The 23,784-nt window shown below is 74.8% G+C and carries 19 protein-coding genes; 1 reads left to right on the plus strand and 18 read right to left on the minus strand.

Translation table 11 applies throughout. The features are described from left to right. Window positions 1-5: 5 nt before the first annotated feature. The 5 genes from DE149_RS06855 to DE149_RS06875 form a co-directional block, all read right to left on the minus strand. Window positions 6-899: a hypothetical protein gene (locus DE149_RS06855; RefSeq protein WP_233490718.1), complete on the minus strand. Its 894-nt coding sequence runs from the start codon at window positions 897-899 to the stop codon at window positions 6-8. Beyond that, the gene (locus DE149_RS06860; RefSeq protein ID WP_036313756.1) at window positions 896-1,753 is read right to left on the minus strand and encodes a ComEA family DNA-binding protein; all 858 of its coding nucleotides are present in this window, start codon (window positions 1,751-1,753) and stop codon (window positions 896-898) included. Before DE149_RS06860 ends, DE149_RS06855 begins: the two co-directional genes overlap by 4 nt. A 129-nt stretch (window positions 1,754-1,882) precedes the next feature. Further along, on the minus strand, window positions 1,883-2,857 hold the full coding sequence (locus DE149_RS06865; RefSeq protein ID WP_113914210.1) for a DegV family protein: 975 nt from the start codon (window positions 2,855-2,857) through the stop codon (window positions 1,883-1,885). A gap of 46 nt (window positions 2,858-2,903) precedes the next feature. Beyond that, on the minus strand, window positions 2,904-5,411 hold the full coding sequence (gene leuS / locus DE149_RS06870) for a leucine--tRNA ligase (RefSeq protein WP_113914211.1): 2,508 nt from the start codon (window positions 5,409-5,411) through the stop codon (window positions 2,904-2,906). Window positions 5,412-5,568: 157 nt separating this feature from the next. Then, a complete protein-coding gene (locus DE149_RS06875; RefSeq protein ID WP_113914212.1) occupies window positions 5,569-6,894 on the minus strand; it encodes a hypothetical protein in 1,326 nt (441 codons plus the stop codon). Between the two features lie 291 nt (window positions 6,895-7,185). Between DE149_RS06875 and DE149_RS06880 the strand changes: the two genes are divergently transcribed. Continuing rightward, the gene (locus DE149_RS06880; protein ID WP_113914213.1) at window positions 7,186-8,241 is read left to right on the plus strand and encodes an alpha/beta fold hydrolase; all 1,056 of its coding nucleotides are present in this window, start codon (window positions 7,186-7,188) and stop codon (window positions 8,239-8,241) included. Between the two features lie 66 nt (window positions 8,242-8,307). Here DE149_RS06880 and DE149_RS06885 read toward each other — a convergent pair whose 3' ends face one another. The 13 genes from DE149_RS06885 to pyrR form a co-directional block, all read right to left on the minus strand. After that, window positions 8,308-10,470, minus strand: a complete 2,163-nt coding sequence (locus DE149_RS06885; RefSeq protein ID WP_370446022.1) for a primosomal protein N' — start codon at window positions 10,468-10,470, stop codon at window positions 8,308-8,310. A gap of 13 nt (window positions 10,471-10,483) precedes the next feature. Then, window positions 10,484-11,746: a methionine adenosyltransferase gene (gene metK, locus DE149_RS06890; RefSeq protein ID WP_010078605.1), complete on the minus strand. Its 1,263-nt coding sequence runs from the start codon at window positions 11,744-11,746 to the stop codon at window positions 10,484-10,486. A 15-nt stretch (window positions 11,747-11,761) separates the two neighbouring features. Continuing rightward, entirely contained in the window at window positions 11,762-13,048 is a 1,287-nt protein-coding gene (gene coaBC, locus DE149_RS06895) for a bifunctional phosphopantothenoylcysteine decarboxylase/phosphopantothenate--cysteine ligase CoaBC (protein WP_044659810.1), read from the minus strand. Between the two features lie 7 nt (window positions 13,049-13,055). Continuing rightward, on the minus strand, window positions 13,056-13,496 hold the full coding sequence (rpoZ, locus tag DE149_RS11910) for a DNA-directed RNA polymerase subunit omega (RefSeq protein WP_010078603.1): 441 nt from the start codon (window positions 13,494-13,496) through the stop codon (window positions 13,056-13,058). 66 nt (window positions 13,497-13,562) lie between these two features. Then, window positions 13,563-14,213: a guanylate kinase gene (gmk, locus tag DE149_RS06905; protein ID WP_010078602.1), complete on the minus strand. Its 651-nt coding sequence runs from the start codon at window positions 14,211-14,213 to the stop codon at window positions 13,563-13,565. Between the two features lie 71 nt (window positions 14,214-14,284). Beyond that, window positions 14,285-14,599 carry an integration host factor, actinobacterial type gene (mihF, locus tag DE149_RS06910; RefSeq protein WP_113914215.1) on the minus strand — a complete coding sequence of 105 codons (315 nt, stop codon included), beginning with the start codon at window positions 14,597-14,599 and terminating at the stop codon, window positions 14,285-14,287. 138 nt (window positions 14,600-14,737) lie between these two features. Further along, a complete protein-coding gene (gene pyrF / locus DE149_RS06915; RefSeq protein ID WP_036336596.1) occupies window positions 14,738-15,625 on the minus strand; it encodes an orotidine-5'-phosphate decarboxylase in 888 nt (295 codons plus the stop codon). Further along, window positions 15,622-18,927: a carbamoyl-phosphate synthase large subunit gene (carB, locus tag DE149_RS06920; RefSeq protein ID WP_078025475.1), complete on the minus strand. Its 3,306-nt coding sequence runs from the start codon at window positions 18,925-18,927 to the stop codon at window positions 15,622-15,624. Before carB ends, pyrF begins: the two co-directional genes overlap by 4 nt. A 3-nt stretch (window positions 18,928-18,930) precedes the next feature. Beyond that, window positions 18,931-20,115: a glutamine-hydrolyzing carbamoyl-phosphate synthase small subunit gene (carA, locus tag DE149_RS06925; protein ID WP_113914216.1), complete on the minus strand. Its 1,185-nt coding sequence runs from the start codon at window positions 20,113-20,115 to the stop codon at window positions 18,931-18,933. After that, window positions 20,112-20,738, minus strand: coding sequence for a hypothetical protein (locus DE149_RS06930; protein ID WP_113914217.1), 627 nt, complete (start codon window positions 20,736-20,738; stop codon window positions 20,112-20,114). Before DE149_RS06930 ends, carA begins: the two co-directional genes overlap by 4 nt. Further along, complete coding sequence (locus DE149_RS06935) at window positions 20,735-22,114, minus strand: dihydroorotase (protein ID WP_113914218.1); 1,380 nt, start codon at window positions 22,112-22,114, stop codon at window positions 20,735-20,737. Before DE149_RS06935 ends, DE149_RS06930 begins: the two co-directional genes overlap by 4 nt. Beyond that, window positions 22,111-23,094: an aspartate carbamoyltransferase catalytic subunit gene (locus DE149_RS06940; protein WP_036313715.1), complete on the minus strand. Its 984-nt coding sequence runs from the start codon at window positions 23,092-23,094 to the stop codon at window positions 22,111-22,113. The genes DE149_RS06935 and DE149_RS06940 overlap by 4 nt, the downstream gene beginning before the upstream one ends. A gap of 3 nt (window positions 23,095-23,097) precedes the next feature. Continuing rightward, a complete protein-coding gene (gene pyrR / locus DE149_RS06945; protein WP_036313707.1) occupies window positions 23,098-23,706 on the minus strand; it encodes a bifunctional pyr operon transcriptional regulator/uracil phosphoribosyltransferase PyrR in 609 nt (202 codons plus the stop codon). Window positions 23,707-23,784 lie beyond the last annotated feature (78 nt).

Raw genomic sequence — 23,784 nt, forward strand, 5'->3', positions numbered from 1 at the left:
ACACCTTACTTGACAACCTCGGCCCCGGACACGGCAGACAGGTGCGACAGGCCCGAGGCCTTCATGGCGTCGTCGAGGGCGGCCCCCTGGGCGGAGCGGTCGCCCAGCACCAGCCCCGGGATGAGCTCCGGCGCCGTGCCGACCGTGCCCTCCGCGGACTGACGGAACGCGGCGCGCAGCGCCTCCCGCCGCGGCGGGCCCGGGCCGCCGTCGGTGGCCCCGCCTGCCGGCTCCGCCCCGCCGGGGCAGGGTCCCGGCTGCGGGGCGGCCGCGGCGGCCAGGAACACGGTGGAGCCGGACCTCGACGGCCGGGCCACCACGCACACCCGCGATCCCGGCCCGCCGCCGGGGGCCGCCGTCCCGTCCAACGGCGCGGCGATCGTCGCGGGCGGTGCGCCCCCGCCCGTGAGTCGGGCCGTCACGGCCGCCTCGGGGGCCCGCGGCGGATGACCGAACGTCTCGACCCGCACGGGCACGCTCCAGCGTGGGCCGAAGGTCGCCTCGCTCCGGGTGGCGGGCCCGTCCAGGGTCAGCTCGAGCCGCAGCGGTGAGCCGGCGTGCACCGCGCCGGTCCAGCCGCTGGCGCTGGCCGCGGCGGCGGGCCCGGCCGAGTGCTGCAGCATCAGGGCCGCGGCCACGCCGGCCAGCGTCGTCGCGGTGGCCACGCCCCGTATCCGACCGGTCGAGCGGGCGGCGCCCAGGACAGTGGTCGCGGCGACGGCCAGCCCGGTGAGGGCCGCCGCCGAGCGGGCCGGGGCGTCCCAGGCGACGCCGAGGATCCCGAGGGTCAGGCAGACGAGCAGGGCGGGCACCCACCGGGCCTCGAGCGGGCCGGGCACCTCGCGGTGGCGGGCGCGGCGGTCCACGGGATCGCTGGGCGGGCCCGGGGCCGGGCTCACCACGAGACGTGGTCACGCAGCCGGTCGAGCGTGGCCGGGCCGATGCCGGGCACCGCGTCCAGGTCCTGCAGGCCGGTGAACGGGCCGACCGTCTCGCGGTGGGCGATGATCTTCTCCGCCGTGGCGGGGCCGACGCCGGGCAGGGTCTGCAGCTCCGTGGCGTCGGCGGTGTTCAGGTCCACGGTGTCGCCGGACTCGGCGCCGCCCGGCTCGCCTCCGCCACCGGCCCTGCCCGTGGTCGGCGTGGGCTGCGCCTGCGCGGCCCCGGCCACCCGGTCCAGGGCGTCCTGCGGTGTGCGGGCGGAGGGGACGAGGACCTGTTGGCCGTCGTCCAACGGGGCCGCGAGGTTGATGCGCTCCGCCCGGGCGTGCCGGGTCGGGCCGCCGGCGGCGCCCACGGCGTCGGCCACCCGGGAGCCCGGCGCGAGGCTGACCACTCCCGGCCGGGCGACCTCGCCCACCACGTGCACCCGCAGCGGGCCGGACCCGGCGGGGCCGGACGCCTCCCCCGACGGCCCCGCCTCGGACGTCCGCGCGTCGGTGCCCGCCGCCGACGGGGCGGTGGAGGGCGCGTCGGTCTGCGGGATGCCTGCACCGGCCGCGGCCGCCGGGATGGCCGCGGGCGGCGCCGGGGTGGTCAGCCAGGCCACCGCCCACCAGGCCGTGGCGGCGACGAGCAGCACGGTGACGGCCAGCAGGGCCGGCCGCCACCGCAGCACCGGGCCCCGAGGTGGGGTGCGCTCCCACCGGGACGCGGCGTGCGGGCCGGCTGTGTCGACGTCGGGGGCGGCCGCGGGCGCGGGGTCCGGGGCGAAGGCGGGCGGATCGTCGCAGAGGCGGTGGCTGGGGCTCATGCGGGCAGTCTGCGGCCCCGTCGCCGAGTCGGGCGCGTCCCGCACCCGACCTGGGGATGACCTCCGCGGTCCAGGGTGGTGTGCAGGAACGGACGCGCCCGTCTCCTCGGCGCTCCCGCACGGGCGGCCTCAGTCCCCCGAGCCCCCCGTGGGCGATTCCAGCGGGCAGATCACCACACCCAGGGCGCCCAGGCCCAGGTGCGCGGCGAGCACGGCGGGCAGCTCGACGACGGGCACGGGGGTGGTGGAGACCGGCTGGAGCCGCTCCGCGAGCTGCACGGCCGTCTCGGGGTCGCCGTACTCGTGCACGGCGATCCGCACCGGGTCCTCGCCGGCCCGCTCGGTCGCGAGCTCCACGAGCCGGTCGACGGCCCGGGCCGCGGACCGCGGGCGGTCGACCAGGCCGATCGCGCCGTCGTCGACGGACATGACGGGGCGCACCTGCAGCAGCGTGCCCAGCAGCGAGGCCAGCCCGCCGATCCGCCCGCCCCGGCGCAGCTGCTCGAGGCTGGGCACCGTGAACAGCACATGGCTGGAGTCCACGGTGGCCTCGAGCCGCTCGCGGATGCGGGCCACGGGCATGCCCACCCCCGCGTCCACGGCGGCGTCCACCACGGCCATGCCCAGCGCGAAGCCCACGGTGCGCGAGTCCACCACGGTCACCGGGCGCTCGGCGTCCGCGGCGGCCAGGCGCGCGGCCTCCACGGTGCCGGAGAGCTCGCCGGACAGGTGGACGGAGAGGATGCGTGCGTAGCCGGCGCGGGCCAGCTCGGCGTAGGCCGTCCGGAACGCGCCCGGCGAGGGCCGCGAGGTGCGGACCGGGGTGCCGGCGGCCAGGGCCAGCGGCAGCTCCAGCGCGAGCTCGTCCGTGCCCTCCGTGTGGATCTGCTCGCCCACCATGACGGGCAGCGCCACCTGGCGGATCCCGGCGGCCAGACCGTGTCCGAGGACGGCGCCGGGCAGGGCGGCGGCCGAGTCCGTGACGACGGCCGTGCGGTCCCGGCGGGGCGGGCGCAGCCCGTAGCGCGCCCGCCCGGCCAGCTGGGAGCGGCGGGAGCGCAGGCGGACGAGCGCGTCGTCGCGCCACTGCTCGATGCTCGCCACGGCCTGCCTCCTCTCCCCCGGCCCGGTCGGGGCCGGTCTCACGCGGTCAGCGGATCACCAGGTTCACGAGCTTGGGCTCACGCACGATCACCTTGACGATCTGGGCGTCCCCGATGAAGTTCCGCACCTTCTGCGACGCGCGGGCGCGCGCCTCGAGGTCCTCGGCCGTGATGTCCGCAGGCACCTCGAGGGTGTCGCGGACCTTGCCCTTGACCTGGACGACGGCCGTGACGGTGTCCTCGACCAGCAGCGACTCGTCCACCGCGGGCCAGCCGGCGCGGACCACGGACGGCTCGTGGCCCAGGAGGACCCACATGTCCTCGGCCGTGTACGGCGCCACGAGGGAGAGCAGCACGGCCACGGCCTCGACGGCCTCGCGGACGGCGGGATCGGCCGCGCCGGCACCCGCGTCGATCTCCTTGCGGGCCGCGTTGACCAGCTCCATCGTCTTGGCGACGACCACGTTGAACTTGCCGTCGTCCAGCAGCTGCTGGGCCTCGTGCACGGTCCGGTGCGTCACCCGGCGCAGGGCCACGGCCCCGTCCGCCGGGTCCGCGCCGGCCGGGGCGCCCGTCGCGCGGACGTCGCGGGCCAGGCGCCACGCGCGGGCCAGGAACTTGCCGGCCGCCCCCGGGGCGACGTCGGCCCAGTCCACGTCGTCCTCGGGCGGCGAGGCGAACACCATGGTCAGACGCACGGCGTCGACGCCGAACTCGTCCAGCTGATCGCCCAGGTCCACGCCGTTGCCCAGCGACTTGGACATGGCCTTGCCGTCGTTGAGCACCTGGCCCTGGTTGAGCAGGGCGCGGAACGGCTCGGTGAAGGGCACCAGGCCGAGGTCGTGCAGGGCCTTGGTGAAGAAGCGGGCGTACAGCAGGTGCAGGATCGCGTGCTCCACGCCGCCCACGTACTGGTCCACGGGCAGCCAGCGGCGCAGGGCCTCGGGGTCGAAGACGCGGGCGTCGTCGTTCGGGGACGCGTAGCGGAGCACGTACCAGGACGAGTCCACGAACGTGTCCATGGTGTCGGTGTCCCGTCGCGCGGGGCCGCCGCACTGCGGGCAGTCCACCTCGACCCACGACGTCGCCGCGGCCAGGGGCGACTGGCCCTTCGGGGCGAGCTGCTCGCCCTTCAGGTCGGTCGGCAGGGTGACCGGCAGCTGGTCCTCCGGCACGAGGACCTCGCCGCAGTCCGGGCAGTGCACCACGGGGATCGGGGTGCCCCAGAAGCGCTGACGGGAGAGCAGCCAGTCGCGCAGGCGGTACGTGGTGGTGCCCCGGCCGGTGCCGCGCTCCTCCATGATCTCGATGGCCCGCGCGATGGCCGCGGCCTTGTCCAGGCCGTCGAGCTCGCCGGAGTTCACCAGGATGCCCTCGCCGGTCGTCGCGACGCCGGAGACCGCCGGGTCCTCCTCGCCGGTGTCCAGCACGGTGCGCACGGGCAGGCCCATGGCGCGGGCGAAGTCGAGGTCGCGCTGGTCGTGGGCCGGCACGGCCATGATGGCGCCCGTGCCGTAGTCGGCCAGCACGTAGTCCGAGGCCCAGATCGGCAGGCGTTCACCGGTCAGCGGGTGCACGGCGTAGCGGCCCAGGAACACGCCGCTCTTCGGGCGGTCCGTGGCCTGGCGGTCGATGTCCGAGACCTTCTTCAGGTCCTCGCGGTACGCCTCGAGTTCGGCCCGCACGTCGTCGCCGGCGAGCTCGGCGGCCAGCGGGGCGTCGGCGGCGACCACCATGAAGGTCGCGCCGTACAGCGTGTCCGGCCGGGTGGTGAAGACCGTGACGACGGGGCCGTCCTCGACCTGGAAGTCGACGTGGGCGCCCTCGGAGCGGCCGATCCAGTTGCGCTGCATGGCGAGCACGCGCTCGGGCCAGTGACCGGTGAGCTGGTCCATGTCGTCCAGCAGCGCGTCCGCGTAGTCGGTGATGCGGAAGTACCACTGGTTCAGGGTCCGCTTGGTGACCTCGGTGCCGCAGCGCTCGCAGTGGCCGTCCACGACCTGCTCGTTGGCGAGCACCGTCTGGTCCTGGGGGCACCAGTTGACCGGGGAGTCCTTCCGGTACGCCAGGCCCTTGCGGTACAGCTGCTGGAACAGCCACTGGGTCCACCGGTAGTACTCGGGGTCCGAGGTGTGCAGCTCACGGGACCAGTCCACGGCGATGCCGTACCGCTGGAAGGAACGCTTCTGCGTCTCGATGTTCGCGTAGGTCCACTCGGCCGGGTGGACGTCGCGCTTGATGGCGGCGTTCTCGGCCGGCAGGCCGAAGGAGTCCCAGCCGATGGGGTGCAGCACGTCGAAGCCGCGCTGCATCCAGTGACGCGCGACGACGTCGCCCATAGCGAACGCCTCGGCGTGCCCCATGTGCAGGTCGCCCGAGGGGTAGGGGAACATGTCGACCACGGTGCGGGTCTCGGAGCCGTCCTCGCGCGGGGCGAACGTCCCGGCCTTCTCCCAGTACCCGGCCCAACGGGCCTCCACGTCACGGAACGAGTACTCCGCGTCGGCGGGGATGCTGGGGGTGGCCGGCACGGCGCTGTCGGGGGTCTGGCTCACGGCGGTTCGAGTCCTCACGCAGTCGGGATGGGGCGCCGGCCCTCGGGCGGCGCGGACGGGGCCGGCGGCACGGCCGGCCACCCCATCCTACGGCGACGGCGCCCCGGCCCGGCCGCAGGGCCGCTCCGAGACGCCGTGACCGGCCGGGCACGCGGTTTCAGGCGGAGTGACTGCCGCCTGCCGGACGCTCGGGCCCGGCGTCGGGACCGGGGCGCGCCCCTCCGGAGGTGAGCGCGTCGTCCTCCTCGAGCACCTGGGCGACCTCGTCCTCGAGGGCCTCCGTCACCGCGCCTGGGGCCGCCACGGAGTCCCCGACCGCCTCCTGCAGCTGCACGGCGTGCTGGGCCGTGAAGGTCTTCTCCGGATGCTCACGCAGGCGGAGCAGCGCGAGCAGGCGCAGACGCAGCCCCGACTCGGCGGAGATCTGCCGGCGGTGGGTGAGCCACCAGACGAGGAGCACGAGCGCGAGCACGATCCCCAGGTGGCCCAGCGCCGGGTAGACGACGTTCATCAGGTCGCCGAAGCCGACGAAGCTCACCGCGAAGGCCAGCAGCGTGACGCCGGCGAACACGGGCCGGTAGAGGCCCGGGCGGTCGGCCGTGAGGCGGCGTCCCAGCGCGTAGAACATGCCGATCGCGGTGTTGAAGATCATCAGGTAGATCACCACGACCATCGCCCAGCCCAGCCAGGGCGCGATCGAGGCGAACAGCCGCAGCATGGGGACGTCGGCGCGGCCGATGTCGGCGTAGCCGAGGTAGAGCAGCGTGGAGGCCATCAGGAGCAGGGCGGTGTACATCAGGCCACCGGTGAGGCCGCCGAGGAACGCCTCCCGGGGGTGGGTAATGGACCCGCCGATCACGAGGCACATGGACACGGCCATCACGACGACGAGGCCGAAGTAGTTGACCGAGGACAGCCACCACGGGTCCACCGGCGTGGTGGCCTGGACGGCGAGGGACTCGTGGGCGGTGAAGCCGCCGTCGCGGGTGACCAGGACGTGGACGAACCCGGCCACGACCGCGACGATCACCAGGGGCGTGATCAGGGAGATGATCGCGGAGACCTTCTCCACGTCCAGCATGCCCGTCACGACCACGAGCAGGGTCATCAGGGTGGAGCCCGCCCACGTCGGCCAGCCGAACTGCTGGGCGAGCGTGGAGCCCGCCCCGGCGAGCATGACGACGCCGATCGCGAAGAGCGTCACCGTGACCACGACGTCCAGGATGCGGGCCATCACGGGGTGTGAGACGCTGCGGAAGACGACCTTGTGGTCGGCCGCGAGGAACACGCTGCCCAGCTGGAGGATGACGGCGCCGCCGGCGGTGACGAGCAGGCCGGCCAGTCCCGCGCCCACGATGCCGATCCAGCCGAAGCCCACGAAGTACTGGATGACCTCGGCGCCGGTGGCGAAGCCGGCGCCGACGAGCAGGCCGACGAAGGCGAGGGCGATCTTCAGGGATCTGAGGGCGACGGGGTGCTGCACGCATGGGCCTTTCGTGGGGGACGGGGTGCGCCCGTGCGGGCCCCGGGACCGGGGACGGGCCGGAGTACGGTAGGCACGCGCGCGCCATCGTGGCCAGGACCAGGAGTCGCCGGGATCCGGGCAGCGTGGCCTCAGGCCCACCCCAGGGCCGCCCTCCCGCGGGCACGCCGCGGTCGCGATCAGGCCGAGCATCTCGGCGGACCCCGTCCCCGCGCCCAGGTCCAACAGCAGCGTGCGGGAGGCGTGGGTGACGTCGCTGAGGTTCCAGACCGGCCTGGCTAGGGTGGGGACGTGCCTGCCCCGACGCCGCCCGCCGCCCCGGGCCCGCCCGTCCGCCTGCGCGATCTGCTGCGCCCGCCCGCGGCGCCCGCCGATCCCCGCGTGCTCACGGACCACCCGGCCCGGACGCCCCGTCGGCGCACCCTGGCCGTGCCGGACCCCGTCAGCGGGACCCCGTCGTCCGTGGCCGTGTGGGAGTACGCCCCCGTTCCGGAGGCCGCGCCGGGATCGCCCTCCGGGCTGAAGGGGGACACGGCCGCTGCCCCGCTCGTGTTCGTGCACGGCTTCCGCGGGGACCACCACGGCCTCGCCCTGCTGGCCGACGCGCTCCCGGAGCATCCGATCCACTCGATCGAGCTGCCCGGCTTCGGGGCCTCGGAGCCCTTCCCCCACGCCGAGCACACCGTGGCCCATCACGCGGACGCGGTGGCCGCCGTCGTCGCCGCCCTGCGGCTGCCGGCCGCCCCCGTGCTGGTCGCACATTCCTACGGGACGACGGTGGCGGCCGAGCTGGTCGCCCGGGAGCCGTCCCGGTGGGGACGGCTGGTCCTGCTCAACCCCATCGCCGAACCCGCGCTGCAGGCGTCCGCGTCCGTGACGAGCCGGGTGCTGGCGGCCGTCGCCGAGGGGTACTACGAGGTCGCCGCCCGCATGCCCGAGCGCTCGGCGCGGCTGCTGCTGGGCGCGCCGCCGGTCGTGTGGGTGACCACGCTCGCCATGACCCGCACCAGGGACAGGGATGTCCTTGCGTACACCCATGACCAGCACCGGCGCCACTTCTCGGGCTTCGCCTCCGCGCGCATGCTCTCCGAGGCGTACCGCGCCTCGAGCACGGGCTCCGTGGCCGACGTCGCCGCCCGCCTCAGCCTGCCGGTGCTGCTGGTCGCGGGGCGGGAGGATCCGCTGGGCTCGGTGCCGGCACAGGAGGCGCTCGCCGCGGCGATCGACGACGCGGGCGGCACGGCGGAGCTGCACGTCCTCGACGGCGTCGGGCATCTGCTGCACTACGAGCGGCCGGCCGCCTGTGCGGCGTTGATCCGCGACTGGCTCCGCCGCGCCGGCCGCTGACGCCGTCATCGCCCCGGCGTCGCCGCGCTCCGGCCCCTCGGGCTGCGGGTCGGTCCGGCCGCCCCCTCAGAGCACCCCGGCCGGGTCGAGCCGCACCCGCACCGGGGCGGTCTCCCGCCGAGCGCTCGCTGCGGACCGGGCGGCGCGCAGGGCGCCGACGGTGGCCTCGGCCGCCGCGTAGGGGAAGATCAGCAGGGCGCGGGAGCGGGTCTCGTCGGCGGGGTCCGGCACCGGCCCAATCCAGGGCAGCCGCGCCGGGCCGCCATCGAGCGGGGCCGAGTGCGGATCCTCGTGGACGTCCTCGTCCGGCCGTTCCCGGCGGGCGGCCTCCACGAGCTCGAGGTACTCCGCGACGGCGGCGGCCTCCCCCGTGACCTCTGCGAGGCGGCCGGCGGGAGGCAGGTGCAGCTCGCGCCGCTCGGCGACCTGGCGCGCGGCGAAGCCGTCGGGGTCCCGTCGGACGAGCGCGTTCACCGCCTCCCCCGCGTCCGCGGTGACCACCACGACGCCCCCGTCGGAGGCGGGGCGGACCAGGCAGGCGGCCGCGAGCCAGCGGGCGAGCACGCGGCCCGGCACGTCGAGGCCCTCGCGCTGGAGCTGGCTGTCCCCGTCGAGCAGCAGGGCGGCCGCGTAGCCGTCGGGCGTCGCCGGCTCGGCCCCCACGGTCGCCACCACCAGGGAGGGCCCGGGCGGCACCGAGCCGAGCATGTGCTGCGCCGAGGAGGCGTGCACGGGCACGCGCGGGAACGCCCGGCCCAGCTCCTCGGCCGTGCGGTCCACGCCGCGGGCCCCGGCCCGCAGCGTCGTGCCGCCGCACTCGGTGCACCGGAAGCCGCGCTCCCGGGTGCCGCACCACCGGCACGCCACCTCCCCGTGCCGGGCGGCCCGCGCGTCACGGAAGCCCAGCGGCCCCGCGCAGACGCGGCAGCGGGCGGGCGTGCGACAGCGCTCGCACACGAGGGCGGGGATGAAGCCGGCCCGGGCCACCTGCACGAGCACCGGGCCGGGCCGTGGCCCGAGCAGCGCGGCGCGGGCGGCGGCCCAGGCGGCCTGCGGCAACCGCGCCCGCTGCGCGAACGGGTCGCGCGCCGTCTCCCAGGCGTCGGCGGTGGAGACGACCCGCGGCCCGAGCTCCCGCTGGGTCGCGCGGGAGGGGCCCAGGTGCAGCAGCCAGCCCGACTCGACGAGCCGTTGCACCGGGACGGACCGGGAGGGCCCGGCGAAGAGCAGCGCCGCGCCGGTCGCGCGGGCCCGCTCCAGCACGACCTCTCGGGCGTGGAAGTAGGGCGCGCGGGGTTCTGCCCACGCGTCGTCGCCGTCGTCCCAGAGCACCACCAGCCGCAGGTCGCGCACGGGCGACCACACGGCGGCCCGGGTGCCGGCCACGATGCGCCGGGTGCCGCGCAGCGCGGCCAGGTGGGCGCGGTACCGGGGCGTGTTGCCGTCCTCGGAGCCGATCCGCGCGTAGGCGTCCTCCCCCACGTGCTCGTCGAGGGCGGCGCAGAGCCGGTCGAGGTCGCGGTGGTCGGGCACCAGCAGCAGGACGCCGCCGTCCGAGGCGGCCACCGTGCGCGCCAGGGCGGCCAGCGCGCCCGCCTCGTCCCATTCGAACAGGCGCGAGGGCACGACGGCGGCCGCCCGCGCGGCGTCCCCGGCCAGCACGGCGGACACGAACGCGGTGCCCCCCTCGAGGGACTCCCACACCGTGGGCACGAGGCCCTCCTCCGCCGCGGGCGCCTCCGGGCGCTCGGCGTCCGTGCCGGTCAGCGTCACGGGGTGGTCCGCGGCGGTTTCCGCGTCCTCCGCCAGGGCGGCCTTCTCGACCTGCGCAACGCGCGGGGGCACCGCGGCCCGCAGCACGTCCGTGACGACGCCGGCCTGGCGGCGGGCCACCGCGCGAGCGGTCGCCAGGACCTCCTCCGTCAGCGGCGGGATGGCGGTGAGCACGCCGGTGAGCTCGGTGAGCTGGGCGCCGGTGGCCGGCTCCTGCTCCCGCGAGACGAGCCAGCCCGTCATGGCCCGTCCGCCGAAGCGGACGGACACGCGGGAGCCGGGGACCGCCCGGTCGTCCAGGGCCACGGGCACGAGATAGTCGAACTCGCGGTCCAGGTGCGGCACGGGCGAGTCCAGCAGGACGCGGGCGATCGGCCGCTCCGGCCACCCCTCGGCCCGCTCCGGCAGTCGGGGCGCGTCCTCCGGCTCCGGGAGGGCGAACAGCGTGTCCGTGATGCCCGCCTCCGGATCAGAGGCCGGCGGCAGCGCGCAGCTGCTCGACGCGGTCCGTGCGCTCCCACGTGAAGTCGGCGTCGTCCCGGCCGAAGTGGCCGTTCGCGGCGGTCCGTCGGTAGATGGGCCGCAGGAGGTTCAGCTCCTTCACGATGGCGGCCGGACGCAGGTCGAACACCGCGTTCACGGCCTCGATGATCTTCTCCTCCGGCACCGTGGCCGTCCCGAAGGTGTCCACGTACAGGCCCACGGGCCGGGCCGAGCCGATCGCGTAGGCCACCTGGAACTCGGCGCGCGAGGCGAGGCCGGCGGCCACCACGTTCTTCGCGACCCAGCGGAGCATGTAGGCGGCGGAGCGGTCCACCTTGGACGGGTCCTTGCCGGAGAAGGCGCCGCCGCCGTGCCGGGCCATGCCACCGTAGGTGTCCACGATGATCTTGCGACCGGTGAGGCCGGCGTCGCCCACGGGGCCGCCGATGACGAACTTGCCGCCCGGGTTGATGATGATCCGCATGCCGGAGGTGTCGAGGCCGGAGCGCTCGATGACGGGCCGGATCACGTGCTCCTCCACGTCCGCCCGCAGCTGCTCCTGCGTGACCCACTCGTGATGCTGCGTGGAGACCACCACGGCCTCGACCGTGGTGGGCACGTGGCCGGGCGCGTAGCCGATGGTGACCTGCGTCTTGCCGTCCGGCAGCAGGTACGGCATGGGCGTGTTCTCCGCCCGGCGCACCGCGGTGAGCCGCTCGGAGAGCCGGTGCGCGAGGTAGATGGGCATGGGCATGTACGCCGGGGTCTCGTCCGTGGCGTAGCCGAACATGATGCCCTGGTCCCCCGCGCCCTGCTCGTCCACCTCGTCCGCCGAGCCGTACTCGCGGGCCTCGAGGGACCGGGAGACGCCGGCGAAGATGTCCGAGGACTGCTGGCCGATGGAGATGTTCACGCCGCACTGGGCGCCGTCGAAGCCGTTGGCCGAGGAGTCGTAGCCGATGTCCAGGATGGTCTCGCGCACGATCTTGGGGATCTCCACGTACGCCGAGGTGTTCACCTCGCCGGCCACCTGCACCAGGCCGGTGGTGGTCAGGGTCTCCACGGCCACCTTCGCCGACGGGTCGGCGGCGAGGATCGCGTCCAGGATGGCGTCGGAGATCTGGTCGCAGATCTTGTCGGGGTGGCCCGCCGTGACGGACTCGGAGGTGAAGAGGCGGAGCTCTCCGCCGCCCACCCCCGAATACGGGTCGGCGTGGCGGGCGGGGCTCAGCGAGGCGGCATCGGTCATGCCGCACAGTCTAGGTCAGCGGCCCGACGCGCCGGCGGGGTCGCGACCGGCGAGGTCATCCACGATCGCCTGCACGACGGCGGCCGCCGCCTGGTCCTTGGAGCCCACGGTCTCCACGGCGGGGCGGCCGTCGGCGAACAGGATGGTCACGGCGGTCTCGTCCCGGCCGAACACCTTGTCCGTGCCGACCTCGTTGACCACGAGCATCTCGCAGCCCTTGCGCGCCAGTTTGGCCCGGCCGTACTCGAGCACGGAGGACGTCGCGTCGCCGGTCTCCGCGGCGAAGCCGACGATGAGCGGGGCCATGGGCCCGCCCTCGGAGCGGGTCCGCACGGCCGTGGCGAGCACGTCCGGGGTGCGCTCGAGCACGATGACGGGCGCGCCGCCGTCGTCGCCCTTCTTCATCTTGGCGTCGGAGACCTCGGCCGGTCGGAAGTCCGCAACGGCCGCCGCCATCACGAGGACGTCGGCGTCGGCGGCCTCCGCCAGCACGGCCTCGAGCAGGTCCTGCGTGGACTCCACGGGCACGACGCGCTCGACGCCCTCGGGCGTCGGGACGGACATGGACCCGGCGACGAACCGCACGGTGGCGCCGGCCTCGAGGGCGGCGCGCGCCAGGGCGGCCCCCTGCTTGCCGGAGGAGCGGTTCCCCAGGTAGCGGACCGGGTCCAGCGCCTCGCGGGTGCCCCCGGCCGTGATCACCACGGTGCGACCGGCCAGCGGGCCGGGTGTCGGCTCGGCGTCGGACCCGGAGGCCCGGGGACGGCGCGGGGCGCCCGCGGCCGCGGCGGCCTGCGCACGCTCCCAGATCTCGGCGGGCTCGGGCAGCCGCCCGGCGCCGGAGTCGGCCCCGGTGAGCCGGCCCACGGCGGGGTCCACGACCGTGACGCCGCGCTCGCGCAGGAGGGCGACGTTGGCGACCGTGGCGGGGTGGTGCCACATCTCGGTGTGCATGGCGGGGGCCAGGACGACGGGGCACGTGGCGGTGAGCAGCACGTTGCCCAGCAGGTCGGGCGCCATCCCCGCGGCGGTGCGCGCGAGCAGATCGGCGGTGGCCGGCGCGACCACCACGAGGTCCGCACGCCGGCCGAGCCGGACGTGGTTCACCTCGTCGACCGCCTCGAACGTGTCCGTGCGGACCGGGCGACCGGAGAGGGCCTCCCACGTCGCCGCGCCCACGAACTCGAGGGCGTTGGCGGTGGGCACCACGGTCACGCCGTGGCCGGCCTCGGTCATCAGGCGCAGCAGCAGCGCCGCCTTGTAGGCCGCGATGCCGCCGCCGACCCCGAGGACGATCTCCATGACGGGCTCAGGCCTCCGGGGCGTCCTCGGAGGTGCCCTCCTCGGCGCGCACCGTCTCGGCGGCCTCCTCGATGGCGGCGGGATCGCCCATCGGCTGGTGGGCGTCGGCCGACTCGAGGGTGGCGAACGGGTCGTCCTCGCCCGGCAGGGAGAAGTCGCCGAAGTCCTCGGCGGCCAGGTCGGCCTCCGGGGTGGCCTCGACGGCCTCGCGGGACACGAGCAGGTCGGCCTCGATCTCGCGCAGGGCGATGGACAGCGGCTTCTCGTTCAGCTGGGTGTCCACGAGCGGGCCGACGTACTCGAACAGCCCCTCGTGCAGCTGCGAGTAGTAGGCGTTGATCTGCCGGGCCCGCTTGGCGGCGAAGAGCACCAGGGCGTACTTCGAGTCGACCCGCTCCAGCAGGGAGTCGATGGGCGGGTTGACGATGCCTTCGTACTGTTCGGTCACGGGGTCTCCAAAGTCTTCATCTCACTGTCACGTCGGCGCCGGGTGCGGCGTCGGTGCGGCCGGTCCTCAGGCCTCGGTCGGACGGCGCTCGGGGTCCAGCCCCATGAGTCTCACCAGTTCCTCGGCGGCCCGCTCCACGCGGTCGTTCACGACGACGGCGTCGAACTCGGGTTCCGCGGCGAGTTCCAGTCTAGCCGTTTCGAGCCGGCGGCGCTGTTCCTCCGGGCTCTCGGTGCCGCGGCCGAGCAGCCGGGACACGAGTTCCTCCCAGCTCGGCGGCGCCAGGAACACGAAGGTGGCCTCCGGCAGCGCACGGCGGACCTGGCGCGCTCCCTGCAGGTCGATCTCCAGCAGGACGTGGCGGCCCTGCGCCACGGCCTCCATCACGCGGTCGCGCCGCGTGCCGTAGCGGTGGACGCCGTGCACGACGGCCCATTCCAGCATCTCGTCCGCCTCGACGAGGGAGTCGAACTCCTCCGGCGTCGTGAAGTAGTAGTGCACCCCGTCCTCCTCGCCCGGGCGCGCCGGGCGGGTGGTGGCGGAGACGGACAGCCAGGCCTCGGGGTAGTGCTCGCGGACATAGGCCGACACGGTGCCCTTGCCGACGGCGGTGGGGCCGGCCAGGACGGTGACGCCCGGGCCCGGGGGGCGTTCCTGGACGGCGGTGCGGGCCACCGGGACGGCGGGGGCGGGTCCGGGGTCGAACGTGTCGGTCACGCATCCTCCTGGTGGGACGGGCCTCGCAGACCCGTCACCCGGGCCGGCGCCGACCCGCCGGGATGTGGGGGTCACCGGCCAATATAGGCGATCAGCGCCTCGCGCTGACGACGGCCCAGGCCGCCCAGCCGACGCCGCGGCGAGATGCCGCACCCCGCCATCGCCTCCCGGGTCCGGACCTCGCCCACGCCCGGCAGGGCCAGCAGCAGGTCCACGGTCCGCAGACGGGCGACGGCGTCGTCGGCGTCCGCGCGCGCGAAAATGTCGGCCAGGCCGACCTCACCGGCGGCGAAGGCCGCCTTGAGCTCCGCCCGCGCCTGGCGGGCCTGGAGGGCCTTCCTCCGGGCCTCCGCCCTCTCCTGCACACTGAGCTGCCGCAACGCCATGGGTCTGACCTCGATGCCTCTCGTTCCCCACCGGCCCCGTCGTGACCCTTCCATGGTCAAGGACGACGAGCACAGCCGATCGAAAGGGAAGATACCATCCCGTCCACACGGCACGGGCGCGCCGGGAGGACGCGGGCGTCACCGCAGGGCGGCGCGATTCTCCTCGATCGTGTCCACCAGCGAGGCCACCGACGGGCCCGCGCTCAGGATGCCGCGGGACGAGGTCGCCAAGACCTGCGGCCAGGCCGTCCCGAAGTCGGCCCGCATGCCCCGGGCCGTGGCGCCCTGGGCACCGAACCCGGGCGCCAGCAGGGGCCCGCCGAGGGCCGGCAGGTCCAGGCCGAGGCGGTCCGCCTCGGCGGCCACCGTGGCGCCCAAGACGAGTCCCACCGGCCCCCACGCGTCGTCGCCGCGCAGGGCCGCGTTCTCGGCGGCCGCCGCCGCGGCGATGCGCCGGGCGACCGATCCCTCGGCCGACCCCTCGCCCACGTGCTGGACCTCGCGGCCCTCCGGATTGGAGGTCAGCGCGAGGACGAACACGCCGCGGCCGGCCTCGTGGGCGGCGCGGATGGTCGGCACGAGGGTGCCGAAACCCAGGTACGGGCTGAGCGTCACCGCATCCGCGGCCAGGGGCGAGGCGTCGGCGATCCACGCGGCGGCGTAGCCGTCCATGGTGGAGCCGATGTCACCGCGCTTGGCGTCCGCGATCGTGAGCACCCCGGCGTCCCGGGCGGCCGCGAGCAGCCGCTCCAGGGCCGCCAGGCCGGCCGATCCGTGGCGCTCGTACAGCGCCACCTGGGGCTTGATCGCCGCCACGCGGGGCCCCTCGGGACCCACCGCCGCCTCGAGGGCGGTCAGGGAGAACGCCTCGAGGCCCGCCGGGGTGTCGCTCAGGCCCCACTGCCGCAGCAGGCCCGGATGGGGGTCCACGCCGAGGCACAGCGGACCGGCCGTCTCCATGGCGTGGGCCAGCCGCCGCCCGAAGGGGGCGCGGGGCCCCGCGCCGCCCGTCGCCGTCGTGGTCACGCCGCGGCCTCCGGACCGGCGACAGCCTGCTGCAGGCGCGCGTCGTGCTCCTGCAGTGAGGTGACGGACCACTCGTAGGACCGCATGGCCTCGATGGCCTGCAGGCACGCCCCGAATTCGGCCGTGGTCGTGATCACCGGCACGCCGAGCGACGTCGCGGCCGCGCGGATCTCGTAGCCGTCCGTGCGGGCGTCGCCGCCGGAGGGCGTGTTCAGCACGAGGTCGACGGTGCCGGCGTGCAGCTGCTCCAGCACGGTGCCCGCGCCGTCCTCGTGCCCGGCGTCGGCGATCTTCGCCACGACCTCCGCGGGGATGCCGTTGCGCCGCAGCACCTCGGCGGTGCCGCCGGTGGAGACCACCTGGAAGCCGAGGTCGACGAGGCGCTTGGCCTGGCCCACGAGGGTGCGCTTGTCCCGGTTGGCGACCGACACGAACACGCGCCCCGAGGTGGGCAGCGGGCCGCCGGCGGCGGACTGGGACTTGGCGAACGCGGTGTCGAAGTGCTTGTCGATGCCCATGACCTCGCCCGTCGAGCGCATCTCCGGGCCCAGCAGCGAGTCGACCACGCGGCCCTCCGCGGTGCGGAAGCGGGTGAACGGCAGCACCGCCTCCTTGACCGCCACGGGCGCGCCGATCGGCAGGGTGCCGCCGTCGTACGCCGTGGGCAGCATGCCCGCCGCGCGCAGGTCGGCGATGCTCTCGCCGACGCCGATCCGCGCGGCCGCCTTGGCCAGCTGGACGCCCGTGGCCTTCGAGACGAACGGCACGGTCCGCGAGGCGCGCGGGTTCGCCTCGATCACGTACAGCACGTCCGAGGCGAGCGCGAACTGGATGTTGATCAGGCCGCGCACGCCGACGCCGGCCGCTATCCGCTCGGTGGCGCGGTGCACGCGCTCGAGCACGTCCGGGCCCAGGGTGACGGGAGGCAGCACGCACGCGGAGTCACCCGAGTGGATGCCCGCCTCCTCGATGTGCTCCATGACGCCGCCGAGGTACAGCTCGGTGCCGTCGTAGAGGGCGTCGACGTCGATCTCGATCGCGTCCTCGAGGAAGCGGTCCACGAGCATCGGCTGGTCGGGGGTGATCTCCGTGGCGTGCTCCACGTAGTGGGCCAGTGCTTCCTCGGAGTACACGATCTCCATGCCGCGGCCGCCGAGCACGTAGGAGGGGCGCACGAGCACGGGGTAGCCGATCTCGTCCGCCACGCGCTTGGCGTCGTCGAAGGAGACGGCCGTGCCGTTCTTCGGCGCCACCAGGCCCGCGCGCTCGAGCACGAGCGCGAACTCACCGCGGTGCTCGGCCAGGTCGATGGCCGCGGGCGAGGTGCCCAGGATCGGCACGCCGGCGTCGGCGAGCTGCTGGGCCAGCTTGAGCGGGGTCTGGCCGCCGAGCTGCACGAAGACGCCGCGCACGCCGCCGGAGGCCTCCTCTGCCGCGATGACCTCCAGGACGTCCTCGAGCGTGAGCGGCTCGAAGTAGAGGCGATCGGAGATGTCGTAGTCCGTGGATACCGTCTCCGGGTTGCAGTTGACCATCACGGTCTCGTAGCCGGCCTCGCGCAGCGCCATGGTGGCGTGCACGCACGAGTAGTCGAACTCGATGCCCTGGCCGATCCGGTTCGGGCCCGAGCCGAGGATGATCACCGACTCGCCCTCGTGCGGGGCGACCTCGGTCTCGAGGTCGTAGCTGGAGTACCGGTACGGGGTGAAGGCCTCGAACTCGGCGGCACAGGTGTCCACGGTCTTGTAGACGGGGCGCACGCCCAGGGCGTGACGCACGCCGCGCACGACCGCGGCGTCCATGTGCCGCAGCGAGCCGATCTGGGCGTCGGAGAACCCGTGCCGCTTGGCGCGGCGCAGCAGGGCCTCGTCGAGGACCTCGGCGTCGCGGATCTCGTCCGCGACCTCGTTGATGAGCACGAACTGGTCCAGGAACCACGGGTCGATCGCGGTGGCCTCGAAGGCCTCCTCGATCGTGGCGCCGGCGTAGAGCGCCTGCTGGGTCTGGGAGAGCCGGTCGGTGGTGGCCGTGCTCGCCGCCGCGAGCAGGGCCTGCGGGTCGGCGTCCTGCGGGAACGCGAGCTCCGAGCCCTTCTGCTCGAGCGAGCGCAGGGCCTTCTGCAGGGCCTCCGTGAAGTTGCGGCCGATGGCCATGGCCTCGCCGACCGACTTCATGGTGGTGGTCAGCGTGGGATCCGCCGCCGGGAACTTCTCGAACGCGAAGCGCGGGACCTTCACGACCACGTAGTCCAGGACCGGCTCGAAGGACGCCGGGGTCTTCTGGGTGATGTCGTTGGGGATCTCGTCCATCGTGTAGCCCAGGGCCAGCTTGGTGGCGATCTTGGCGATCGCGAAGCCGGTGGCCTTCGAGGCCAGCGCCGAGGAGCGGGAGACGCGCGGGTTCATCTCGATGACGACGACGCGCCCGTCCACGGGGTTCACCGCGAACTGGATGTTGCAGCCGCCGGTGTCCACGCCGACCTCGCGGATGACGTTGATCGAGATGTCCCGCAGCTTCTGGTACTCGCGGTCCGTCAGCGTCATGGCCGGGGCCACGGTGATGGAGTCGCCGGTGTGCACGCCCACGGGGTCCACGTTCTCGATGGAGCAGACGACGACGACGTTGTCGTTCTTGTCCCGCATCATCTCCAGCTCGTACTCCTTCCAGCCGAGGATGGACTCCTCGAGCAGGACCTCGGAGGTCGGGCTGTACTGCAGGCCGGCGCCGCAGATGCGGTACAGGTCGGCCTCGTCGTAGGCCATGCCGGAGCCGAGGCCGCCCATCGTGAACGAGGGGCGCACCACCACGGGGTACTTCAGGTCCTCGACGGCGGCCAGGGCCTCCTCCATCGTGTGCACGATGTGGGACCGGGCGGACTCGCCGCCGGCACGCTCCACGACGCCCTTGAACAGCTCGCGGTTCTCGCCGAGCTCGATGGCCTCGATGTTCGCGCCGATCAGCTCGACGCCGAAGCGCTCGAGCACCCCGTCCTTGTCGAGGGCGATGGCGGTGTTCAGCGCCGTCTGGCCGCCCAGGGTGGGCAGCAGGGCGTCCGGGCGCTCCTTCTCGATGATCTTGGCGACCACGGCCGGGGTGATGGGCTCGACGTAGGTGGCGTCGGCCAGCTCCGGGTCGGTCATGATCGTGGCCGGGTTGGAGTTGACGAGGACGACGCGGACGCCCTCCTCCTTGAGGACGCGGATGGCCTGGGTGCCGGAGTAGTCGAACTCGGCGGCCTGGCCGATCACGATGGGGCCGGAGCCGATGACCAGGACGGACTTCAGGTCGGTGCGCTTGGGCATGGATCAGGCTCCTTCGGTGGCGGGGGTGGTGGCGGCGCGGTGCTCGGTGAGCAGCTGCACGAAGCGGTCGAACAGGTCGAGGGTGTCGTTGGGGCCGGCCGCGGACTCCGGGTGGAACTGCACGGAGAAGGCGGGCCGGTCGAGCAGGCGCAGGCCCTCGACGACCTGGTCGTTCAGGGACCAGTGGGAGACCTCGACGCGGCCGAAGCGCGACTCCGGCGCCTCGATCGGCTCGCCGAGGGGGGCGTCCACGGCGAAGCCGTGGTTCTGGGAGGTGATGGCCACGCGGCCCGTGGCCTTGTCCAGCACCGGCTGGTTCGGGCCGCGGTGGCCGAACTTCAGCTTGTAGGTGTCGAAGCCGAGCGCGCGGCCGAAGATCTGGTTGCCGAAGCAGATGCCGAAGAACGGCAGGCCGGCGTCGAGGACCTCGCGCAGCAGCTCCACCTGGGCGTCTGCCGTGGCCGGGTCGCCGGGGCCGTTGGACAGGAAGACGCCGTCCGGGTCCACGGCGCGGATGCCGGCCAGGTCCGTGGCCGCGGGCAGCACGTGCACGCGGATGCCGCGGGAGGCCAGGTGCCGCGGCGTGGCGGCCTTGATGCCGAGGTCGAGGGCGGCGATCTCGGCGATCGGCTCGCCCTCCCAGCCGTGCTCGGCCGGCTCGACGACGTACGGCTCCTCCGTGGTGACGGACTCCGCGAGGCGGGCGCCGGCCATCGACGGCTGGGCGCGCACCTCCGCCAGCAGCTCGGCCTCCGGGCGGGCGGCGAGCTCGCCGGAGAACACGCCGGCGCGCATCGAGCCCTCGGTGCGCAGGCGGCGGGTGACGGCCCGGGTGTCGACCTCGCGGATCCCGACGACGCCGAACGCCTCGAGATCCTCGTCGAGGGTGCGCTCGGCGCGCCAGTTGGACGGACGCCGGGCCGCGTCGCGGACCACGTAGCCGGCGGCGAAGATCGCCCGCGACTCGCGGTCGGCGTCGTTGACCCCGGTGTTGCCGATGTGCGGGGAGGTCTGCACGATGATCTGCCCCGCGTAGGACGGGTCGGTGAGGGTCTCCTGGTAGCCGGTCATGCCCGTGGTGAACACGGCCTCGCCCAGGGTGCGGCCGCGGGCGCCGTAGGCCCGGCCGCGGTGGACGGTGCCGTCCTCGAGGACGAGCAGGGCCAGGTCGTCGGTGGGGGTGCTCATCGGGGGTCTCCTTCTCCTGCGCGGCCGGCCGGGTCGGCCGGGGCGGGGTCGATGATGGTCTGCAGGGCGGCGAGGAGCCGGTCGCGGTCCTCGGGGCGGTCGGGGCGGAAGGCGGAGGTGAGTTCCACGTCGCCGAGGCGCCAGCCCCAGGCGACGAGCCCGCCCGGCTCGACGAACTTGCCGGCGATCCCCGCGGACAGGCCGGCCTCGACGAGGTCGTCCGCGGGGATGAACAGGTTGGCGGCCCCGGGGCGGAGCACGAGCAGGCCGCGGTGGGTGCCGGCGTCGTGGACCTCGAGGACGGCGCGCGAGCGCAGGCCCAGGCCGTGCACCGCCACGCGGTCCAGTCGGTCCTCGCCGCGCACCGTGCCCACGTGCATGCCCTCCGCGGACAGCGTCGGCTCGGCGTCGTAGAGGGCCGTCGGCACGGGGGCCGGGGCCGGGATCCCGGCCTGCGCCCGGCGGCGGGCCCGCCACCCGAGGGCCAGCAGGCCGAGCAGCACGAGGACGACGGCCAGGGTGCCCAGGGTCACCGGCAGCCACACGTCCGCGTAGTCCTTCGTCGGGGTCCGCGGCGGGACGGGACGGGCCGCCAGGGCGGCGGCCAGGGAGGTGATGCTCACGCGCGCTCCCCCGTCTCCGTCAGGGCCGGGTGGCGGTACGGCCGGGCGGGGGCGCCGTCGGCGACGACGCGGGCACCGCGATAGACCGTGTGGCGCACCGCGCCCGGCAGCTCCATGCCCCGGTACGGGCTGTTGCGGGACTTGGTCAGGTGCTGCTCGGGGTCCACGGTGCGGCGGGCCTGCGCGTCCACGAGCACGAGGTTGGCCACCGCGCCGACGCGCGGGACGCCGCGCTCGTCGGCCTGGCCCTGGTCGGTCAGGCCGGCGATCCGGGCCGGCGCCGTGGACATCACGCGGGCGACGCCGGCCCAGTCCATCAGGCCGGTGTCCACCATCGCCTGCTGCACCACGGACAGGGCGGTCTCGAGGCCCGTCATGCCCATCGCCGCGACCGTCCACTCGCACTGCTTGGTCTCGGCGGTGTGTGGGGCGTGGTCGGTGCCCACGGTGTCGATGGTGCCGTCGGCCAGCCCGGCGCGCAGGGCCATCACGTCGGACTCGCGGCGCAGCGGCGGATTGACCTTGAACACGGGGTCGTAGGAGCGGACGAGCTCCTCGGTGAGCAGCAGGTGGTGCGGGGTGACCTCGGCGGTCACGGCCACGCCCTGGGCCTTGGCCCAGCGGATCAGCTCGACGGAGCCGGCCGTGGAGACGTGGCACACGTGCAGGCGGGAGTCCACGTGCTGGGCCAGCAGCACGTCACGGGCGATGATGGCCTCCTCCGCCACGGCGGGCCAGCCGGCCAGGCCGAGGACGCCGGAGAGCTCGGACTCGTTCATCTGGGCGCCGGCGGTGAGGTTCGGCTCCTGCGCGTGCTGGGCCACGAAGCCGCCGAAGGACTTCACGTACTCGAGCGCACGGCGCATCAGCACGGCGTCGTGGACGCACATGCCGTCGTCGGAGAACATCCGCACGCGGGCCTGCGAGTCGGCCATCGCGCCGAGGTCGGCCAGGGCCTCGCCGGCCAGGCCCACGGTCACCGCGCCCACGGGGTGCACATCGCACCAGCCCGCGTCCCGGCCCAGCCGCCACACCTGCTCCACCACGCCGGCGGTGTCCGCCGTCGGCGTCGAGTTGGCCATCGCGTGGACCGAGGTGAAGCCGCCCATCGCGGCGGCGCGGGTGCCGGTCTCGACCGTCTCTGCATCCTCCTTGCCGGGCTGGCGCAGATGGGTGTGCAGGTCGACGAGCCCGGGCAGCAGCACCAGGCCGGCGCAGTCGACCTCCTCGGGGGCCGGGTCGAGGCCGGCGGCGTGGGCCGCGGCGTCCGGGCCGAGGGCGGCGATCCGGCCCTCGGCGACGAGCACGTCGGCGGTCTCACCCGTGGTCAGGCGCGCACTGCGCAGCAGCAGGGGGGCGGGGCTGGGGGCGCTCACGGGCGGACCTCCTGGTCGTGGTTGAGGACGAGGTGCAGGACCGCCATGCGGACAGACACGCCGTTGGCGACCTGCTCGAGGGCGGTGTTGCGGGGCGAGTCCGCCGCCGCCGGGCTGATCTCCAGGCCGCGGTTCATCGGGCCGGGGTGCATGACCACGGGCTCGTCGAGCAGGGCGCCGCGGCCGGCGGTGAGGCGGGCGAAGCGGTCGTCGGTCAGCCCCCAGGTCCGGGTGTACTCCCCCGCGGACGGGAAGAAGGCGCCGCCCATCCGCTCGGCCTGGACGCGGAGCATCATGACGGCGTCGGGGCCGGCGTCGAGGGCCTCGTCCAGCGAGTAGGTGACCTGGCACGGCCACGCGGCCACGCCCACGGGCAGCAGGGTGGGCGGCGCGGCCAGGGTGACCTGTGCGCCCAGCGTGCTGAGCAGCCACACGTTGGACCGGGCCACGCGCGAGTGCAGGATGTCCCCCACGATCACCACGCGCATGCCGGTCAGGTCCCGGCCGACCAGGTCCTCTCCCGTCGCCGCGGCGAGGCGCCGGCGCAGGGTGAAGGCGTCCAGGAGGGCCTGGGTGGGGTGCTCGTGGGTGCCGTCGCCGGCGTTCACGACGGCGGAGCGCACCCAGCCGGAGTCGGCCAGCTGGCGGGCCGCGCCCGAGGACCAGTGGCGCATCACGATGGCGTCCGCGCCGATGGCCTCGAGCGTCTGGACGGTGTCCTTGAGCGACTCCCCCTTGGAGACGGACGATCCCTTCGCGGAGAAGTTGATCACGTCCGCAGAGAGCCGCTTGGCGGCGGCCTCGAAGGAGATGCGGGTGCGGGTGGAGTCCTCGAGGAAGAGGTTCACCACGGTGCGGCCGCGCAGGGCGGGCAGCTTCTTGACCTCGCGCTGGTTGACGGCGGCCATCTCCTCGGCGGTGTCGAGGACGGCGAGGGCGTCGGCGCGGGAGAGGTCGGCGGTGGACAGCAGGTGGCGCACGGCTCAACCCTCCCGGGTCGCGACACGGTCGACGATGCTCACGGCGTCCTCAGTGACCTCGCCGGTGCCCTCGGGGCCGTCGACCTCCATGAGCCGGACCTGGACGCGCTCGGCGGTGGAGGTCGGCAGGTTCTTGCCCACGAAGTCGGCCCGGACGGGCAGCTCGCGGTGCCCGCGGTCCACGAGGACGGCCAGGCGCACGGCGGCGGGGCGGCCCAGGTCGGCGATCGCGTCGAGGGCGGCCCGGACGGTGCGGCCGGAGAAGAGGACGTCGTCCACGAGCACGACGACGGCGCCGTCGAGGGGGACCTCGGGCAGGCGGGTGGGCATCGGGGTGCGGGCCGTGCCGCGGCGGAGGTCGTCCCGGTAGAGCGTCACGTCCACCTCACCGACGGCGGCGGTGGGGTCGAAGGCCGGCTCGATGCGGGCCAGCAGGGCGCCGAGCCGCCGGGCCAGGGGGGCCCCGCGGCGCGGGATCCCCATCAGGACGAGACCCTCGGCGCCCTTGTTGGACTCGAGGATCTCGTGGGCGATCCGGGTCAGCGCCCGGTCGATCTCGGACGTGGACAGCACGGTCCGGGCAGCACGAGGTGCGGCGGGGTCAGTTCCCATGCCGGCGCCTCCTTCCCCGCCTCACAGGACGGCTCTTAAAGGATGCGTGGTTCGTCCCGGGGCGCCGGTGGGCCCCCG

Origin of the sequence: Micrococcus sp. KT16, assembly GCF_003315015.1 — a bacterium.
Classification (GTDB): domain Bacteria; phylum Actinomycetota; class Actinomycetes; order Actinomycetales; family Micrococcaceae; genus Micrococcus; species Micrococcus luteus.